The following is a 16,890-nucleotide window of genomic DNA, read 5'->3' on the forward strand; positions in this document are numbered from 1 at the left end:
TAAGTTCACAGAAAACATTATTAGAATAAAATCAATATTGATTAAGTAACTCCAGCATTTTTCTATCTAACTTATGTCCTTTATATTCTTCATACTTAACATCAGATCTTTCGCTGTTCAATATCCCAAACGCTCCTTTTAAATTCCACATAGACTGACCCCAATTCGCTTCTTTCCACAAAGCGAGTACGTCTTTCATCCAACTAAGACATATATCATGCGGCGTTTGATTAAAACATCCCCATTCACCAACGTGAACTTGAACACCTTTATCAATTAACGGTTTCCAACTGTCAATCAATTTAACTTTTAGCGCGTCCTTATCCCAAATCTTTCCGTCATCGCCTTGCAATGGCCAAGTAGGTTTTTCAAATGTTTCAAATTCATTCTTGGGAACCCAAGTTGCGGTATAGTGACTTACGCTCATCGGATCATAGCCGCGTGTACTTTGAACAACATTTAAATCCTCAATTCCTAATAACGGAGCGCGTCCAATATCTTTACCGTCAACAACAATAAGTCTGTTCGGGTCTTCTTTTCTAATTCCATAAACTAAAGCACGAACAATTTCCTCATATCTTTTAACATTTGTGTTTCCAGGCGGTTCATTTATTAAATCAAAAGTAACTCGCTCATTTGAAAACCCTTTATATCTATTGGCAATGAATTTCCAATGCCGTACAACCGCATCTAATGCGGTTTTCATATTTTCCGGCGTATCGTCAAATAGATCCATCGGTTCCAAATCTCTTCCATTTATGCAATATCCGGGAACTCTATGTAAATTTAAATTTATATGAATATTATATTGTCTGCCAAATTCAATTACTTCGTCAATATCGGTAAAAATATCCTCATTTATTTCTAACCAGTTTTCTGGCTTTGACCAATTCCAATAAGACATTGGAATTCTTGCAAAATTAAATCCCAAGTCGTTCATTATTTCAAAATCCTCTTCTTCAAATTTTTGTCTTGGTCCTGTTCCGCCAGTTTTCTGAGTTAAGTTAAAACCTTTATATTTTGAGAAATTCATATTCTCCCCTTTTGTTTGAGATTTTAAATTTATAGGAAATCCGCCAATGGCGGCTAATCCAAAAACCGAGCCAGTTTTGACAAATTCTCTTCTATTCACTTACATCTCCAAATATTATTCACAAAATATTTAATCTATTTTTCATTCAGCATTTTAATACAATTCATTAACGCTCTTGAATTATGATAATTAACTTTCCATTCGTATGATTTTGCATAGGTTATAAATTCAGGAGAGTTATCCAAACCTTCGGCATACCAATCACCGTGTTTGTGATCAATCAAATATTTATCTATATATTTCCATTCTTTAATAAACAATTCGTAATATCTTTTTTCTTCGGGAAATAATTTATACATCATTAAAAGTGAGTTTAATCCTTCTGCTTGTACCCACCACACTTTTGATTTATTAATTACGCGAGGTTTCATTTCATTTTTAAAATAATATCCTTCGTAGATGAACCCGCCATTTTTATAATCCCAACCAAATTCCACAGCATGATCAACCATTTTTTTCGCAACGGCAAGTGTTTTTGATTTATCTTTATTCTCTAAAACATTTTCTGCTTCAAGCATTAGATAAGCAGTTTCAATGTCATGTCCGAATGAAACATGATCTAAAAAATGATTTGCTTTTCTAATCTCTTCGATTGAATCGGCAAAAGAAATGGGATGCCATTTTTCATCAAAATATAAAATTAAATATCCTTTTTCATTTACAATTGTATCTCTTATTAAACTTAACATTTCTTCTAATCTAATTTTCAATAATTCATTCTTCCAAACGGAATAAAGTTCAGTAAAAGCCTCCAATAAATGAATTGAAGAATTTTGATCTTTCCAATTTGATTTTACATTATATTCTAAACCACGTTTTTCAACAATTAACTTTTGTCTGGAACCGTCTTGATTAAGTAAGTCAAAATAACCTTTATTTATCGGGTCGTGAGCGTTTTTCTCTAACCAATAAAATGTTTTTACTGCTAAATTTAGCGCAGAACTGTCATTTGATATTTTATAATATGCGGCTAAACAATAAATTGCAAATGCGTTACTGTATGAAGATTTATTATTACCAATTTGAGGAATTTCATTTCCTTCTTGATCACGGTAAAAATAGAATCCGCCATAAACTGAATCCCACATTTTATTTTTGAGAAACTCAAATCCATGCTTTGCATAGTTAAGATAATTTTTATCATTGAAAAATTCGGCAGATTTAGAAGTTGTCCAAACGTGTCGAGTTTGAGAAACCAACATTTTATTTTGCTTGCCTTCTTCTTTCCATTCATAATTAAAATCAGTAATAAATCCGCCATATATTTTATCTATTGTTCTCGGATACCAAGTCTCAATTATGTTTTGCTTCAACGAATTATAAAGTTCTTCAGCCAATTTTTCATCTTGAGAAAAATTGATTGATGAGACAAGTAACATTACAATAAATGCTGATATTACCTTTTTCAATTTTTTTACTTATTTAACTCCATCATTTTTTTCTTAAAGAATTTGCCTTGCATTGTTGGCTCAAAATCCCAATTCTCAATCATTTGCGGCGACCATTTTGGATCAAAAACCCATGCCACCCAGGATATTCCTTTTTTATTAAAATAATCAATTATTCGCTCTCCATATTCTTCATCCGCAATAACCGGATTATGCGCACCTAAACCATCAGCACTCATAAAACCAAGTTCAGTAGCAATCACTGGATAACGATCAGCCGCAAATCCCCAATCTTTTTCCCATTTTTCCTCCCAAGGTTTTTCTCTTTTTGCGGATATGGATGTGTAACGTAAGCTACATTTGAAAAAGCAATCGGTTCAAATTCAATTTCGTTTAATTCATAAGCCCAATTAAAGCCGGCTACAAGAGGTATTTTTGTCGTATCGTGAGCATAAATAATTCCAATAATTTCTTCCATTAATTCTTTATGCTGCTGCCAAGAAATTTTTCCTAACGTTCCATTATATGTTGTAGGTTCGTTGAATAATTCATAAAATGCGACAGTTGAATTTCCGATATATTTAGCCGCAATTGTTTTCCAAAATCTTAATGTTTCTGTTTTCGTCGTGTTATACATAGGATGCTGAAATAATTCAGTACGCAAGTTACCTATAGAATGCCAATCAATAATTATGTAAATACCCAAATCAGTTGCCCAATGTATTGCTTCATCCATCAACGCTAAATATTTTTCTTCGCCTTGTTCACGCCAAGAACTTGGATGCACCGGAATTCTTATAATATTGACATTCCATTTTTTTAATTCCTCAAATATATTTTTATTCCACATGTGTTCTTTTTGAAGTTTATCGGGATCCGAAATTGAAACTCCTCTAAAGATGATTGGATTGCCGTTTTCATCTACAAAATTTTTACCATCTACTTTGACTAAGGATAAAATGTTGTTCATTTGCGCGCCGCATTTTGAATTAGAAATTAAAATTGTAACAATAATTATGAAAATTTTTGATTTCATATTTCCCTCATTTAGCAAAACTTATTTTAAAAGAATCATTTTTCTTGAAAATATTAATTTATCAATTTGAAGTTTATAAAAATAAATTCCGCTTGAAAAGTTTGATGCATTAAATAATATCTTGTAAACTCCGGGCTTTTGATTTTCATTAACTAAAACGGCTGTTTCCCTGCCCAAAATATCATAAACATTTAATTTTATATGAGAAAATGCCTTATTTGAATTTACGCCAACTGCGTTTTCCGGGACAAAATATTTAATAGTGGTTACAGGATTAAATGGATTGGGATAATTTTGAGCTAAATAAAATTCATTATTTATTTTTTCATCAATTTTAATGTTTGTAATTATATCATTTGGAATCGCAATATAATCGATATCCATCCAACCCCAGGAAGGTTCAATCTCTAATGTATTATTTCCTTCACTAAGATCGACAAATAAAGAAACTTCAAGCCATTTATTTACAACGCCTTCAAACATAATTTCGGTAATTCTTGTTCCGTTTACATTTACATATTGCCCTTTAGGCGTATCAAAAGAAAGACGATAACCGAATTTTATTTCATAATTACCGGCTGTTTTAACATTATTTATCTTCCAAGTAATTTTTGCAGTAGTTTGACGCATTTCAGTATACGCACCGCCGCTGGCGGTTATATCGCTTTTTATTGCTAATCCGGATGTAGGAATTGTAACAACTTCCGCTTCTAATCTTGTAAATGGCGGTTCTCCATAAACAATTTTAACTACGTTTGATTTTCTTTTATGTTCGTTATTATCAGTCGCGACCGCGTGAATGTTGAAATTTCCAAACTCTGAAGGAATCCAATTAAATTCATATGGACTTTCATATAGTTCGGCAATTTTTATAGTATCGTTAACAAAAATTTCCACTAATTGAATTGTACCGTCGGCGTCGCTAGCATCAATTTTAATTAAAACACTTGATGTATCCTCATATTTTGAATTATCCAAAGGAGAAACTAAACTTACTTTCGGCCAGTCGCCTCCGATGCCTAAAATATCAACACTGGATCTGTAATTATCCCATATTGAAAGTAAACCCGAAAGAATGTCGTTAACTTGAGTTACCGCATTGTCTGTCCAAGACCAAGCCAACGCTCCAGCATAATTATTTTCAATCAATATTCTATAAAGATCCGATTTGGCTTTGCCTAATGTATTTTTCATATGGAATTCTGCGATGACCAATGGTTTATCCAATTGCCAAAAATCATTTGAATTATGAAAAGGAGAAAGAGTTGTTCCAGCCCAATCGTAATAATGAACAGAATAAAAATCTAATATTCCCTTTTCATCACCGCCCGATTCAATAAGTCTATTATCTGAATAATAATTATAATTTTGTTTTAAAGAAATTTTTTGAAGATGTTCGAAAACACTTTCGGCTGATAAATTGAAATTGTACTTTGAATTAATTTCGTCTCTAATTTCATTTAGTTCCGAGTCAGAAAATTTTTGCAGACTTATTGTCGGAACATCTGTCATTGCTTGAATACTCCAGCATCCATTGGTAACTTTAGCCAAACTATCCGTTCTATGTATTGCACCAGAAGTTAGATTAATAAATCTTTGAATATCCGCCATCGGCACGTGTTCAATATCCGACCAGCCAAATTCATTACTCATTCCTTCAGGTTCATTAAAAATTTCCCAAGCAATAATTGCCGGATGATTTTTCAAAGAATCAACCATTGGAATTAAAGCATTTTTTATATATTTATTAGTGTAAACTGTATCTGTTAAAAGTAAAATATTTCTATTCAGCATTTCGGTATTTAAATTTGATCTGAGCATATCAAAAGACCATAAACATAAAATTACACCGACTTCCCTTTCCCACGCAAGATCTAAGACTTTTTTAATATCTTGAATTGTATAATTTCCAGGACCAATTACATTTCCTAAAGCGTCAAATTTTGGCGAGGCATTTCCGTTTGTATGAATCCACCACCTTAAAGAATTTCCGCCGTTCTCATGAATTTGAAGCAGGACATCCGAAAATTCTTCAATATTGTAATTTCCTTTTCCAACGTCATTTGCGAAACTGATCCAAGCTAAATTTGTTCCGCTGAGAAATAAGTCTTGATCATTATAATGAATTTTATTTTGCGCAAAGTTTGATTGTAAAAGATTATTAGGATATATAATGAGATAAGTTTGTTTTTCATATTATCCAAGATTTTTATTTTGATAAATCACATAATGTGCCACTAATATATGGGTTAAATATTGCAAAATGTTATTTATTCGACTTTTATTGTCAATTCGAATTGCGATGAAATATCATTGTAATAAACATATTATTAAAATGATAAAAATGTAATTTGAATCAAACAAATAATTAGAAAATTTGGGGATGAAAATTTCAAAAATGGTGCCTAAACAAATCTAATTGGTAACTTAAGTTTGTTATTAGTTAAATTAAATTAATTTTATTTTCATACAAAAGCCCAAATCATTAACTATGTTTTATTCAAACTAAAGTTATTCTTTGATTTAGTTTATTTGGCTTAGTTCATTTCAAAAAAAATTAAGTCAATTTTTTTTCTAAGTTTAAATTCACTTTAGTAAGATTTTTTTTTATAAGAAAATAATAGTTCCAAAAATATTTACTTCTCAAATGAATCCGGAAATGTTACAAAGTTTTTAGATTTTTCATTTATCGTATTTATCCATGTATTAAATTTTCTTTCACCTTCAAAAAGAACAATCACTCTAGCTCCTTTTTCCAAATCTCCATATGAGTTTTTACCCGTTTTACAACCGTAAGCAAGACAAATATTGTTTAAAGTTCCAATATAATTATTATTGTGATCATGTCCGACAAACATTCCCATAACATCTTTGAATTCCAAAAATGCATTATACAATCCGGAATTTATTTTTGGCGAACAAACTTGCTCGTCTCTATCACCTATTGTGGTTGGATTTTTTTTTATCAAATCATATTCCGGCAGCGGAATATGAAAAAAAGCCAAAGCGGGCAAGGGTTGATTATCATTTAATTTTGTATATCTTTTACTGACTTCTCTATACCAATTTATTTGATCAAATTTAATCCAATCGTAATCACCTAATTCCGCTTTGTCACCTTCCTCTGTATATGCATTTGAATCAAAAAAATAAAGAATAGCTTTTACATCCTTTGAATTCGACGATTTTATTTCTATAATGTAATTTCCAATTCCAGAAATATCTGAAGGACCGGCTTCAGAATAATTAAAAGGCAAGGTTGTCAAATATTCCATTATTTCTTTGTTTGTAAGTCCATATTCATGATCGTGATTGCCGAAAGCAACAGCCCAAGGTATTTTCTTTTTCCTCATTGGTTCAGTTACTTTTTCCCAAGCTTTTTCAACAGGTTTTGATGTAACAATATCGCCCGTTAAGACAACCAATCCAGGATTTTCCTGAACAATTATATTTGTCATATTATTTAGTACGCTGTCACTTTCAGTCTCATTTTCTATATCAAAATGAATATCGGTAAATTGAACAATTTTAAATTTCTCAAATTTATCAAATTTTAGATTGATCATATTTTGCGCATTTACATTTAATAATAAAACACTTACAGCAACAAAATTATAAAAAAACAATGATGAAAGTTTTTTAGTTATCGGCTTATTTGAATTCATTATAACCCCAGGAATAATATATGTGCTAAAAATTTTATTGAAAAATATTTAATGATTCATTTTAATTTTCCAGCCAAGTTTGTGGAACTGGAATAATACAAATGTTCATTGATTTATTATCTTCGGATAACATTGCTGACTGGATTTGTATTTTTGTTCCATCTGGACTGAAAGTTGGATGTGGATGATCTTGAGCCGTATTTTTTATGCCCGGCTGATAACAGCATCATTTCATTTGTTTTTCTATTTATTAAATATATTTCTCTATCAAAGTTATCTCCTGCTGCAAATCTTCCGTCTGCCGATCCTGTTACATGCCAAAATCCGCTGCCATATGGAATCTGTCCGGCGATACACATTTCTCTGGTTTCAATATTTACGATACCCAATCCTGTAGGCTTCTCTCTTGTACCGCAAGGTCCCCATTCAACTTCCTGACCGGGATTTGCGCCTTTCACATCTGTTCCGGCAGCTACATTATTTAATGTTCCAGGTATTTTTCTGTGTCCCATTATTGCAAAGGCAACTTCATCTTTAGTTATAACTGCTTCGTGAGTCACCCACTCATATTCCGATTCAGGATAAAGCGGTCTTAACCCTGTTCCGTCAGAATTTACAAACCAAGTTCTCTGCGGCGCTTTTCCACCAGTTTCCCAGCAGAAAATTATTTGTCCTGGTACCCATGGATTTGTCTGAATATGTCCAATTTGAAATGGAACTGAAACTACATATTTAATTTCCCCTGTTTCAATATTCATTCCCGCGATTCCGCCTGGACCTGCACCCATATTTCTTGGACCAAAGTTATTTTCGATTTTTGAATCTATTGGTAAATGTTTCTTAGCTTCATTTTACCAACAGAAAACCAAACCCATTTTTCGTCACCGTCCAAAGCAAGTTCGCCGCTTGCTTCATATTCAATTGGGGGCACACCGCATATTCTTTGATATTTTTCTGCATTTTTTAAATTATTTGAGTAACAATCCTTAAAAAGTTTTTCCAAATCTACTTCAACAATTTCACGCATGTTTTATTTTTCAGTGATATTCTCAATAAATAAAGTTTTATTCATTTTCTTGCAACATTTAATCGTCTGATAAATCCGACTTCAGTCACTTGAACAATATCTCCGGTTTCTTCATTAACCGCCATAACTTCATTCAAAACTCTATTTGACATAAATATTAGCCATTTACCGTCTGATGTCCATTGGTTATGGGTTTGATAAATTTTCGAATCTCCTGCCGGAGTGCTTGTTAAAAATGTCAAATCCACGCCGGTAATAGGATCTTTAACAATTTTTTTTTCTGAAGGAAATCGTTTGCCGATTTGGGCTAAACAATCACCAATAAAAATAAATAATACAAAAACTGTAAAAATTAAAATTTTATTTTTTCGTTTCATTATCCCACCAAAATGGATATTATATTTTTAAAATAGCACAAAAGTTTTAATTATTTTAACGCTACATCCCACACTTTTGAAAGATGGGAATTGCCATCAGGTCCTTCAATCCAAAGGACAACAACATATTTCCCTTCATCCTTATATTGGTGTATAGGATTTTGCTCAACTGAAAAACTACCGTCACCAAATTCCCATTTCCAATTAGTTATTTTACCTTCAGAATTATCCGAAAAAGCAACTAGCCTTTTGTTCATATCTAAAACTTTAAAATGACCAGTCAGCTTTTATCTTTTCTTTAAATTTTTCTTCCAAAGGCATAAGCTTAAACGGCAGAAGATAAGATGCATTTCCATACATTGTATGTTCTTTGGATAAATTCCAAAACCATTATTTTCATTTTTATTAACATCATCATAATCTATTACTGCCCAGCAAATTCCTAAATTCTTATTTTCTTTAAGTATAGTTTTAACAGCTCGAGAAGGATCATTTCCAGCATAATCAAATGGAGTTATCCAAAATTCTAAAGTTAACTTGCATCACCGGGTTTAAAATTATATTTACATACTGAATTTGCGTATGGTAATTCTTTAATCCAAGGTTGACTTCCCCAAACCAATGTCCAGTCTTTGCCTTCAGATGGTGTAAATATATGATAATTTTGCGCATGTACTCCGTGAAATGAAAAGTAGGCATCCATTATTTTTAAATCTTTATTCGGGTGAAATCTATCAATAAATGGACCTCCCGATTGATCTCCATCAATTACAAGTTCAAAAGTATCGTTTTGTAATCCAGGTAAGGAAAAATCCCAATAATTGTCATAAGCTTCGTATAGAAAATAAAGGCAATCCATACCTTTAACCCAACCGACTTTAACCTTTATATCTAAATTTTTATTATCTGACTTTGTCTGCTTTCCACTATCTTCCCACATTTGATCCATGCCGATTGCGTAACTTTCGGGAACGATATTCCAATCTTCAGTATCTCCGTCAATTCTAGGAATTTTATCGTGAGGGAATTGAAAAATTTTAAAGCTGCGATTTTCTTGTGTAAAAATATTTGTGATTGAACCGCAGAGTAAAAGAAGTAAAATAATGTTAACACAATAATTAACTTTATTAAAATCAATTTGAACTATTTTATTATTCATATTTTAATTTTTGATTTCATCAATTATTATTGATTTGTATTTTTTAGGATGAGCTGATTCACCTGAAAAATTTTCAATTTTAAGATTTTTTACGTCATGTGCATTTAAAGCATTTGTAAAATATTCTGGTAAATTATTTCCCCATTTTATACTGCAGTTTTTTAATATGATTTGTTCGCAAAACCGAATATAAATTCCCGGATTTTCATGCACTTCAATATCGGTATAAACTTTCGTCGGTCTATTGTCAAAAATATTTCCCGGATATTTTGTCCATCGATTTAAAGTAATTTGAACATTATTTAACAAAATGTTTTCTATAATGCTTTCCTTTGTCCCATTAATTCTAACGCTATTTTCAGAAGTGCCATTAATATTTGTCAATTCAACATTGCTGATTTTTCCTATTTTTGTTTCATTTGTTCTTGGAATAGCAGTTATAGAAATTGCTTCGCCTCTTCCCCACCAAGGAGCAGAATAATATTGCGATGTAAAAGTAATTTCTTTGAAGATTATATTATGAACATTTCCTTCGTCTCTTAATTGAATTGTAAGTCCTCTGCAACTGCTCTTTATTTTACATCGTTCAAAATTATATTAAAAATATCACGTGTAGTTTCAGTACCAATTTTAAGCCCGGAATCTTGAGTTTCAAGTTCACAATCATGAATCCAAATGTTTGCTGATGGTCCGTAATCTTCATTCTGCCGAGTTGCTTTAACAACAATGGCATCATCTCCGCACTTAATTTTACAATTTCTAATTTCAACATTTCTGCAATGGTCGGGATCAATACCATCACAATTTGGGACATCAAGATCATTGTAAATTTTAATTCCGTCAATTAAAACATTTTCACAGCCCAACATGTGTAAGCTCCAAAGCGGCGCATTGTTAATTGTAATTTCACTGATTTTCAGATCATAGCATTTAGTTAAAATGAATAATTTTGGTCTCCATTCTTTTGGTATCCACCATTCGTTTTCAGAATCGTAATGCGACATAAATTCCATTGAACGCCCATTTATGCTGCCGCTTCCGGAAATTACCAAATTATATGCGCCACTCGCTACAATTGCAGCCTCGCCGGAATAATCATCTTTATTATTGCTAACTATCAGTTCCGCGTTTCCCTGCAAATGAAAATCTATTCCACTTTTAAGATAAATAGTGCCAATTAAATATTTATGGTTTTGCGGTACAAGAACAATTGAACCATTCCCTATTTTTTCAGCTTCATCTATTGCTTTTTGAAATGCTTTTGTATCTAATTCAATTCCGTCACCTTTTGATCCGTAATCTAATACATTAAATGTTCTCACTGATTTCATATTCTGATATGCGTATAAATTTGTTGAAAGAAAATTATTAATTGACAACATCAAAAAATTAAAAAAGAATTTATTGAGTTACGATATATTGGAAAGATATTATTCTTATCTGATTTTATTCTTAAAATAATATCATTGTTGAAAGAATAATTTTGAAGATTTAAATGTCGAGAATATATATATTTTATGAGCATAAGAAATCCATTTTTAGCTCTACTTATCAATTAAAAATAAGCCATAAAATAATGATTTAAGAAAGAATTTTTCTTAATAACTTTTGCCTAAAATTATATAAATAGCTATAGTAATTATGCATAAAATAATAGACATTAACTTAGTGTATTTCCATTCGGTCATATCAAGTATTTGAGAATTTCCAATTGTAAATTCGTTTTCATTAGGGTAAAAATGCGAAACTATAAACATAATCAGCAGATTAAGTAAAAACTCTATTCCCCAAATATGTACGAAATGAATATTCAATTTTAATACAAAAGTAGTTGTTAAGTAAAAAGCTAATCCAAAAATAAGGCTGTTTTTGCTCCTGCCGCGGATATTTTTTAATAAAAATCCGGCAATAATAATAGACGCAATTGGAATAAAAAATATGCCATTTAATTGCTGAAGTAATTGATATAATCCTTCAGGAGCATCGGCTACAAAAGGCGCTGCAATTATAGAAAAAACTGCTAAAATTGTTGAGGTAATTTTACCGATTCTTACTACTTTTTTATCCGAGCTGTTAGCATTAATGTATTTTTATAAACATCTATACTAAATATTGTTGCGGCACTGTTAAGTACACTGTTAAAATGTGCTAAGAATTGCGCCCATTACAACAGCTGCAAATGCGCCAATCAAACTTTTCGGCAAAACTTTTTTAATCAGTTCCGGATATATAATATCTTGGTTTCCATAAAATGAGTTATCCCAATAGTAATAAGCAATTACACCTGGCAAAATTATTATAATAGGTATTAATATTTTTAAAACTCCGGTAAAAAGCAGTCCCTTTTGAGCTTCAACCAAATTCTTTGCACCAAATGCGTTGGATTATTGTTTGATTCATACTCCAAAAATATAATTGATTAATTATCATCCCTGTAAATAGAACTTCAAACGGTAATACTGAATCGCGTGAACCAATAACATTAAATTTTTCAGGACAATATTCATAAACTTTAGTTAAACCTGTAAAAAATATTACCATTGCCAATTCCGTACAAAGCTAATAAAGGTATGGCTAAACCACCAATTAACAAACCATAACCGTTTATTGTATCCGATACCGCAACAGCTTTTAGTCCGCCAAATATGGCATAAACAGAACCGACAACGCCAATAGCAATTATTGTATACCATAGTGCGTTTTGTTTAGAAATATTTAAACTTTCCGAAATGTTAAAAATACTTTCTAAATTTATTGCTCCGGTATAAAGTACAATTGGCAGCAATGTAACTACAAATGAAATCATTAGAAATAAAGCAACAAGTGTTCGTGTCGCGCTATCATATCTTTTTTCGAGAAATTGAGGAATGGTAGTAATTCCCATTTTCAAGTATTTTGGGACAAAATAAACAGCCGCTGCTATTAAGGCCAGAGCTGATGTAACTTCCCATGCAATTATTATTATTCCGTTTTTATATGCCGAACCATTCATTCCAATAAGATGTTCAGTAGAAATGTTTGTAAGCAGCATAGATCCGGCAATAATAATTCGGTAAGACTTCTACCGCCTAAAAGTAGCCGTCTTCGGTATCTAATTTTCCTTTCTAATTTTAAACCATGAAAAGAATGCAACTAGTGCAGTAAAACCGATAAATGATAAGATGTTTAGAAATGACATATGACCATAAAAATTAATTTAGAATATACTTTATTAAATTTATTTATAAATTATAAAACTTAATATAAAATAAATAATTTTTAATGAAAATTAGGCGGAAGAAGAATTTATTTTTGTAATGCAATTAGGCGAGAAATTTTATTGAAATAGCTAATTAATAACTTAGTATTATTTATATTTCAATATTTATTTAAGATTATATTTTATAATATTAATATATATATATATTAATATTATAAAAAATCTGGTTTGATAATAGGGTATAAAAGTGTTGATAGTCTTGGTTTTTTCAACAGAGACATGAATAAATTATTTCTTGATAAATTAATTAACAGAAAATATTCACTATACAATTTGCGCGATAATTTCGCGAGCTATTTACCTAATAACAATGTTGATTTATGTAACGTGCTTGAGCTAGTGAATCATATCAACATTGAAATTACAAAAGGACATTATGTAAGTCCCAAATCGATTATTTAAAAGAAAAAATAAATTCAGTAAACTTTTCTGAGTTGATAAGACACAAAGATATACTCGAGAAAACAGAAATGGGTTAGAAGATTTAATTAAATAGTATTATAAACGTAGGAATAATTAAATTAATAGATTTATTAAAAAATAAAAAAAACCTCATAACTGATTTAATTACAAGGCTTTAGAAGTACACCCGTAGGGAGTCGAACCCCAAACCTTCTGATCCGTAGTCAGACGCTCTATCCAATTGAGCTACGGGTGCAATTAGCAAACTCAAATATACAAAAAAATTTTTGAAGATAAAAAACTTATCAACCCGGAGTTTTTTCAAGTGCTTTCCAGTATCCGTCAGAATAATTATAAAATATTTCCTCACCGGGTTTTATTTTTCGTATGGCGGCAATTCGTCCGGTTTTCCATCTTGTGGAAACAATCAATTCCGCATTGGGTTTATTGGAATGATTAATAAAACTGACAAAATTTGATTCTTTGCCTTCTCCATAAATAAAATGATTTTTTGTGATTTGAAGAATAAATAAAGAAGAAATATAAGGTTCTTTATCTAATTGTTTTGCTTTAATCGCTTTTCCGGTATAGTAACCTATGTGCTCGCCTTTTTTAATTTCTTTTGTTGCGAATACACCTTTTCCGGCACCTTTAATTTTACTTTTTTTTATTACAAATTTATCTTCCCAGCCTTTGTCTAAACTTTTCATTATATCCTTGATAAATGGTCGGTAAATTTAATAATTTTTTATATTACAAATAAGTTAAGAGATTTAAAAAATTATTCATTTAACTTACTTTTTTAATCCTAATTTAAATAATATATTTGTGTGTTATTATTTTTAAGCGTCCGTAGCTCAACTGGATAGAGCATCTGACTTCGGATCAGAGGGTTGAGGGTTCAAATCCTTCCGGGCGTACTAATTTAATTTTATTACAATTTATTTTTTCTGAAGACATATATAGATTTATGTTCTCTGCTTTACAGCAAGCAGAGTTAGCATTTGAAAAAGATGAAGTTCCGGTTGGAGCGGTAGTTGTCTATCAAAATAAAATTATCGGACGCGGTCATAACCAAATGGAATCTCTCAATGATTCTACTGCACATGCCGAAATGATCGCTATAACAGCGGCATCAAATTACTTAAAAGAAAAATTTCTTGATGAATGCAGCATTTTCATCACTCTTGAACCATGTTTAATGTGTACAGGAGCAATCTTATTATCACGTATTAAAAATGTATATTTTGGAGCGTTTGAACCAAAATTTGGAGCAGCGGGATCAGTGTATAATTTGCTCGCGGAAAATAAATTTCCAAATAATATTAATGTCTATTCAGGAATTTATGCCGAAGAAAGCCAAAATCTAATTCAATCGTTTTTCATTAAAAAAAGAAAGGTAAATTAAATATTTTTTGTATTATTGGAGGAATTTATGAAAAAGAGAATGTTAATATTTTTTGGCGCTCCTGGTGTCGGCAAAGGAACTCAAGCCGCAATAATTTCCTCAAAGTTAAATATTCCGCATATTTCTACGGGTGATATTTTAAGAGACGCTATATGCAAAGAAAATACGCTGGGATTAGAAGCAAAAAGTTTACCGATAAAGGCGAATTAGTGCCGGATGATATAATGGTTAAATTAGTTGAAGAAGTTTTAAATGAAGATAGATGTAAAAATGGATTTATTTTAGACGGATTTCCAAGGACTGTAAAACAAGCTGAAATTCTGCAACCCATTATTGAAAAAATTTCAGATGATAAGGTTGAAATAATTAGTCTTGAAGCTGATGATGAAATAATTATTAACAGACTTACACAAAGAAGAACCTGCAAAATTTGTAAAACAATTGTTAATCTTGATTTACTAGAAGATGACTCTGTTTGCCCGAATTGCGGAAGTAAAAATAGTCTAATTAAACGTAAAGATGATGAAGTTGACGTAATAAAAAACAGACTTAATATTTTTCACAATGCAACAAGTCCGGTATTAGATTTTTTTGAAAAGAATACTATAGTTCATAAAATTGACGGAACTTTATCCGTAGATGAGATCACTAAAAGAATTTTAGAATGTATAAGTTAAATTTCTGGCGTTGATCTTAATTTAACTTTAATTGCTTTTCCATCTTCAATTTTAAATATTTTGGCATCATTCTTTTTTACCAAATCATAATTGTGAGTCGCGAAAAGAATCGCGGTTCCTTTATCATTAATGTTTTTTAAAATTACCATTATTTCATCTGATGTTTTTGGATCTAAGTTTCCCGTTGGTTCATCTGCCAAAATTAATTTAGGTTCGTTAATTATTGCTCTGGCAATTGCTATTCTTTGCTGCTCTCCTCCGGATAATTGATTAGGCATATTTTTATATTTGTGTTCAAGTCCCACTGATTTTAACGCATACATTATTTTATCTTTTATCAGTTTTCTCGGAGTGCCGGTAACATGTAATACAAAAGCCAAATTATTATAAACATTCCGATCTTCAAGCAGTTTAAAATCTTGAAAAACAATCCCAAGTTTTTTTCTTAATTTCGGAAGTTGACTTGGTTTAATTGTATCTGAACTAAATTCTCCTACCTGAACATATCCGGCTTGCGGCATAATGTCCATATAAACTAACTGCAGTAATGTTGATTTGCCGACTCCGCTTTTACCGATTAAAAAAGCAAAATCTTTTTCATTTAATGATAAGTTTAAGTTGTTAAATACAGATTGATTTGCGTATTTAAATTCAACATCGGTAAATGTTAGCATTATTTTTTCCTTTTTACAATAAATTGAATTCTTTCCGAATCCGGTGAACCATTTTTAAAATCGAATGCGTCAAAACATTCCACAACTAATAAATTATTGGAATCAATAACGTCAAAATAATAATAAAAATCGTAAATTTTTTGATTATGAACTTCAGAAAATTTTTTACCGTCTTCTAATTCAAAATTAATGATATTTGAATGTATCATCGTCTTTTTATCAAAAGTACTGATCTGTTCAAATTTAATATTGTTATACTCTCCTTTTCTATTCAATTTTTTAAGATGCTTTAGACTGTTTTTTTTAAGACTAACGTCAAAAACAAAAAATCCTTTTTTTGAAATAAACTTGCCGATGTTATTAAAAAATTTATTCAAATGAACTTCATCTGCAAGATAATTTATAGAATCAAAAGTTGAGTAAATGAAATCGAATTTAATTTTGAACGGCAGATAAACCATGTCACAACAAATTTTATTGGTTAGTGTTAAGTTTTTCTGAAGCATTTGAAGTGAGATATCCGTAACATAAAGTTTTCTAAATTGCGATTTTAACTCTTCTGATAATTTACAGTTTCCCGATGCCAATTCAAGCGCGACATCATTTTTATTTCCAATTGTTTCGTGAATTTCCTTAATATAATTTGACCAAAACGGATAATCTATGGATTTCATTAAAAAACTGTAAAGTTCAGAGAAATAAGTATAAGGTCTTACATTCATTAA

Annotated in this window: 12 protein-coding genes, 2 tRNA genes and 4 pseudogenes; 4 read left to right on the forward strand and 14 right to left on the reverse strand. The window is 30.8% G+C overall.

Annotation, left to right across the window (positions count from 1 at the left end; all coding sequences use genetic code 11):
* Nucleotides 1-31: 31 nt before the first annotated feature.
* The 12 genes and pseudogenes from IPK06_05530 to IPK06_05585 form a co-directional block, all read right to left on the reverse strand.
* Nucleotides 32-1,132, reverse strand: a complete 1,101-nt coding sequence (locus IPK06_05530; GenBank protein MBK7979458.1) for a cellulase family glycosylhydrolase — start codon at nucleotides 1,130-1,132, stop codon at nucleotides 32-34.
* A 35-nt stretch (nucleotides 1,133-1,167) separates the two neighbouring features.
* Nucleotides 1,168-2,502, reverse strand: coding sequence for an AGE family epimerase/isomerase (locus tag IPK06_05535; protein MBK7979459.1), 1,335 nt, complete (start codon nucleotides 2,500-2,502; stop codon nucleotides 1,168-1,170).
* Nucleotides 2,503-2,507: 5 nt separating this feature from the next.
* A pseudogene (locus tag IPK06_05540) lies at nucleotides 2,508-3,517 on the reverse strand (cellulase family glycosylhydrolase).
* Nucleotides 3,518-3,538: 21 nt separating this feature from the next.
* Nucleotides 3,539-5,338: a T9SS type A sorting domain-containing protein gene (locus IPK06_05545; protein ID MBK7979460.1), complete on the reverse strand. Its 1,800-nt coding sequence runs from the start codon at nucleotides 5,336-5,338 to the stop codon at nucleotides 3,539-3,541.
* Between the two features lie 815 nt (nucleotides 5,339-6,153).
* Nucleotides 6,154-7,182 carry a metallophosphoesterase family protein gene (locus IPK06_05550; GenBank protein MBK7979461.1) on the reverse strand — a complete coding sequence of 343 codons (1,029 nt, stop codon included), beginning with the start codon at nucleotides 7,180-7,182 and terminating at the stop codon, nucleotides 6,154-6,156.
* A gap of 61 nt (nucleotides 7,183-7,243) precedes the next feature.
* Nucleotides 7,244-8,586 (reverse strand): annotated as a pseudogene (locus IPK06_05555) (PD40 domain-containing protein).
* Nucleotides 8,587-8,636: 50 nt separating this feature from the next.
* Nucleotides 8,637-9,745: pseudogene (locus IPK06_05560) on the reverse strand (PKD domain-containing protein).
* A gap of 3 nt (nucleotides 9,746-9,748) precedes the next feature.
* On the reverse strand, nucleotides 9,749-10,129 hold the full coding sequence (locus IPK06_05565) for a hypothetical protein (GenBank protein ID MBK7979462.1): 381 nt from the start codon (nucleotides 10,127-10,129) through the stop codon (nucleotides 9,749-9,751).
* A gap of 188 nt (nucleotides 10,130-10,317) precedes the next feature.
* Nucleotides 10,318-11,076, reverse strand: a complete 759-nt coding sequence (locus IPK06_05570) for a right-handed parallel beta-helix repeat-containing protein (protein MBK7979463.1) — start codon at nucleotides 11,074-11,076, stop codon at nucleotides 10,318-10,320.
* A 267-nt stretch (nucleotides 11,077-11,343) separates the two neighbouring features.
* Nucleotides 11,344-12,923, reverse strand: a pseudogene (locus tag IPK06_05575) (solute:sodium symporter family transporter).
* Between the two features lie 665 nt (nucleotides 12,924-13,588).
* Nucleotides 13,589-13,662 (reverse strand) — tRNA-Arg (locus IPK06_05580).
* Nucleotides 13,663-13,711: 49 nt separating this feature from the next.
* Entirely contained in the window at nucleotides 13,712-14,116 is a 405-nt protein-coding gene (locus tag IPK06_05585; GenBank protein ID MBK7979464.1) for an SET domain-containing protein-lysine N-methyltransferase, read from the reverse strand.
* 136 nt (nucleotides 14,117-14,252) lie between these two features.
* Here IPK06_05585 and IPK06_05590 point away from each other — a divergent pair.
* The 4 genes from IPK06_05590 (at nucleotide 14,253) to IPK06_05605 (ending at nucleotide 15,491) form a co-directional block, all read left to right on the forward strand.
* Nucleotides 14,253-14,326: transfer RNA gene (locus tag IPK06_05590), tRNA-Arg, on the forward strand.
* 50 nt (nucleotides 14,327-14,376) lie between these two features.
* Nucleotides 14,377-14,814, forward strand: coding sequence for a nucleoside deaminase (locus IPK06_05595; GenBank protein MBK7979465.1), 438 nt, complete (start codon nucleotides 14,377-14,379; stop codon nucleotides 14,812-14,814).
* A 27-nt stretch (nucleotides 14,815-14,841) separates the two neighbouring features.
* Nucleotides 14,842-15,024, forward strand: a complete 183-nt coding sequence (locus tag IPK06_05600; GenBank protein MBK7979466.1) for a nucleoside monophosphate kinase — start codon at nucleotides 14,842-14,844, stop codon at nucleotides 15,022-15,024.
* Nucleotides 14,967-15,491, forward strand: a complete 525-nt coding sequence (locus IPK06_05605; protein MBK7979467.1) for a nucleoside monophosphate kinase — start codon at nucleotides 14,967-14,969, stop codon at nucleotides 15,489-15,491. Before IPK06_05600 ends, IPK06_05605 begins: the two co-directional genes overlap by 58 nt.
* Here IPK06_05605 and IPK06_05610 read toward each other — a convergent pair.
* Both IPK06_05610 and IPK06_05615 read right to left on the reverse strand, forming a co-directional pair.
* On the reverse strand, nucleotides 15,488-16,165 hold the full coding sequence (locus IPK06_05610; protein ID MBK7979468.1) for an ATP-binding cassette domain-containing protein: 678 nt from the start codon (nucleotides 16,163-16,165) through the stop codon (nucleotides 15,488-15,490). The two genes, IPK06_05605 and IPK06_05610, sit on opposite strands and share 4 nt — an antisense overlap.
* Nucleotides 16,165-16,887 carry a methyltransferase domain-containing protein gene (locus IPK06_05615; GenBank protein ID MBK7979469.1) on the reverse strand — a complete coding sequence of 241 codons (723 nt, stop codon included), beginning with the start codon at nucleotides 16,885-16,887 and terminating at the stop codon, nucleotides 16,165-16,167. The genes IPK06_05610 and IPK06_05615 overlap by 1 nt, the downstream gene beginning before the upstream one ends.
* Nucleotides 16,888-16,890 lie beyond the last annotated feature (3 nt).

It is taken from the genome of Ignavibacteriota bacterium (genome assembly GCA_016713565.1).
In the GTDB taxonomy this organism is placed as follows: domain Bacteria; phylum Bacteroidota; class Ignavibacteria; order Ignavibacteriales; family Melioribacteraceae.

Coding starts and splice junctions, on each gene's coding strand:
- IPK06_05545 (MBK7979460.1), bottom strand. CDS start 5,338: ATGCTCAGATCAAATTTAAATACCGAAATGCTGAATAGAAATATTTTA.
- IPK06_05550 (MBK7979461.1), bottom strand. CDS start 7,182: ATGAATTCAAATAAGCCGATAACTAAAAAACTTTCATCATTGTTTTTT.
- IPK06_05570 (MBK7979463.1), bottom strand. CDS start 11,076: ATGAAATCAGTGAGAACATTTAATGTATTAGATTACGGATCAAAAGGT.
- IPK06_05585 (MBK7979464.1), bottom strand. CDS start 14,116: ATGAAAAGTTTAGACAAAGGCTGGGAAGATAAATTTGTAATAAAAAAA.
- IPK06_05595 (MBK7979465.1), top strand. CDS start 14,377: ATGTTCTCTGCTTTACAGCAAGCAGAGTTAGCATTTGAAAAAGATGAA.
- IPK06_05600 (MBK7979466.1), top strand. CDS start 14,842: ATGAAAAAGAGAATGTTAATATTTTTTGGCGCTCCTGGTGTCGGCAAA.
- IPK06_05605 (MBK7979467.1), top strand. CDS start 14,967: ATGCAAAGAAAATACGCTGGGATTAGAAGCAAAAAGTTTACCGATAAA.
- IPK06_05610 (MBK7979468.1), bottom strand. CDS start 16,165: ATGCTAACATTTACCGATGTTGAATTTAAATACGCAAATCAATCTGTA.
- IPK06_05615 (MBK7979469.1), bottom strand. CDS start 16,887: ATGAATGTAAGACCTTATACTTATTTCTCTGAACTTTACAGTTTTTTA.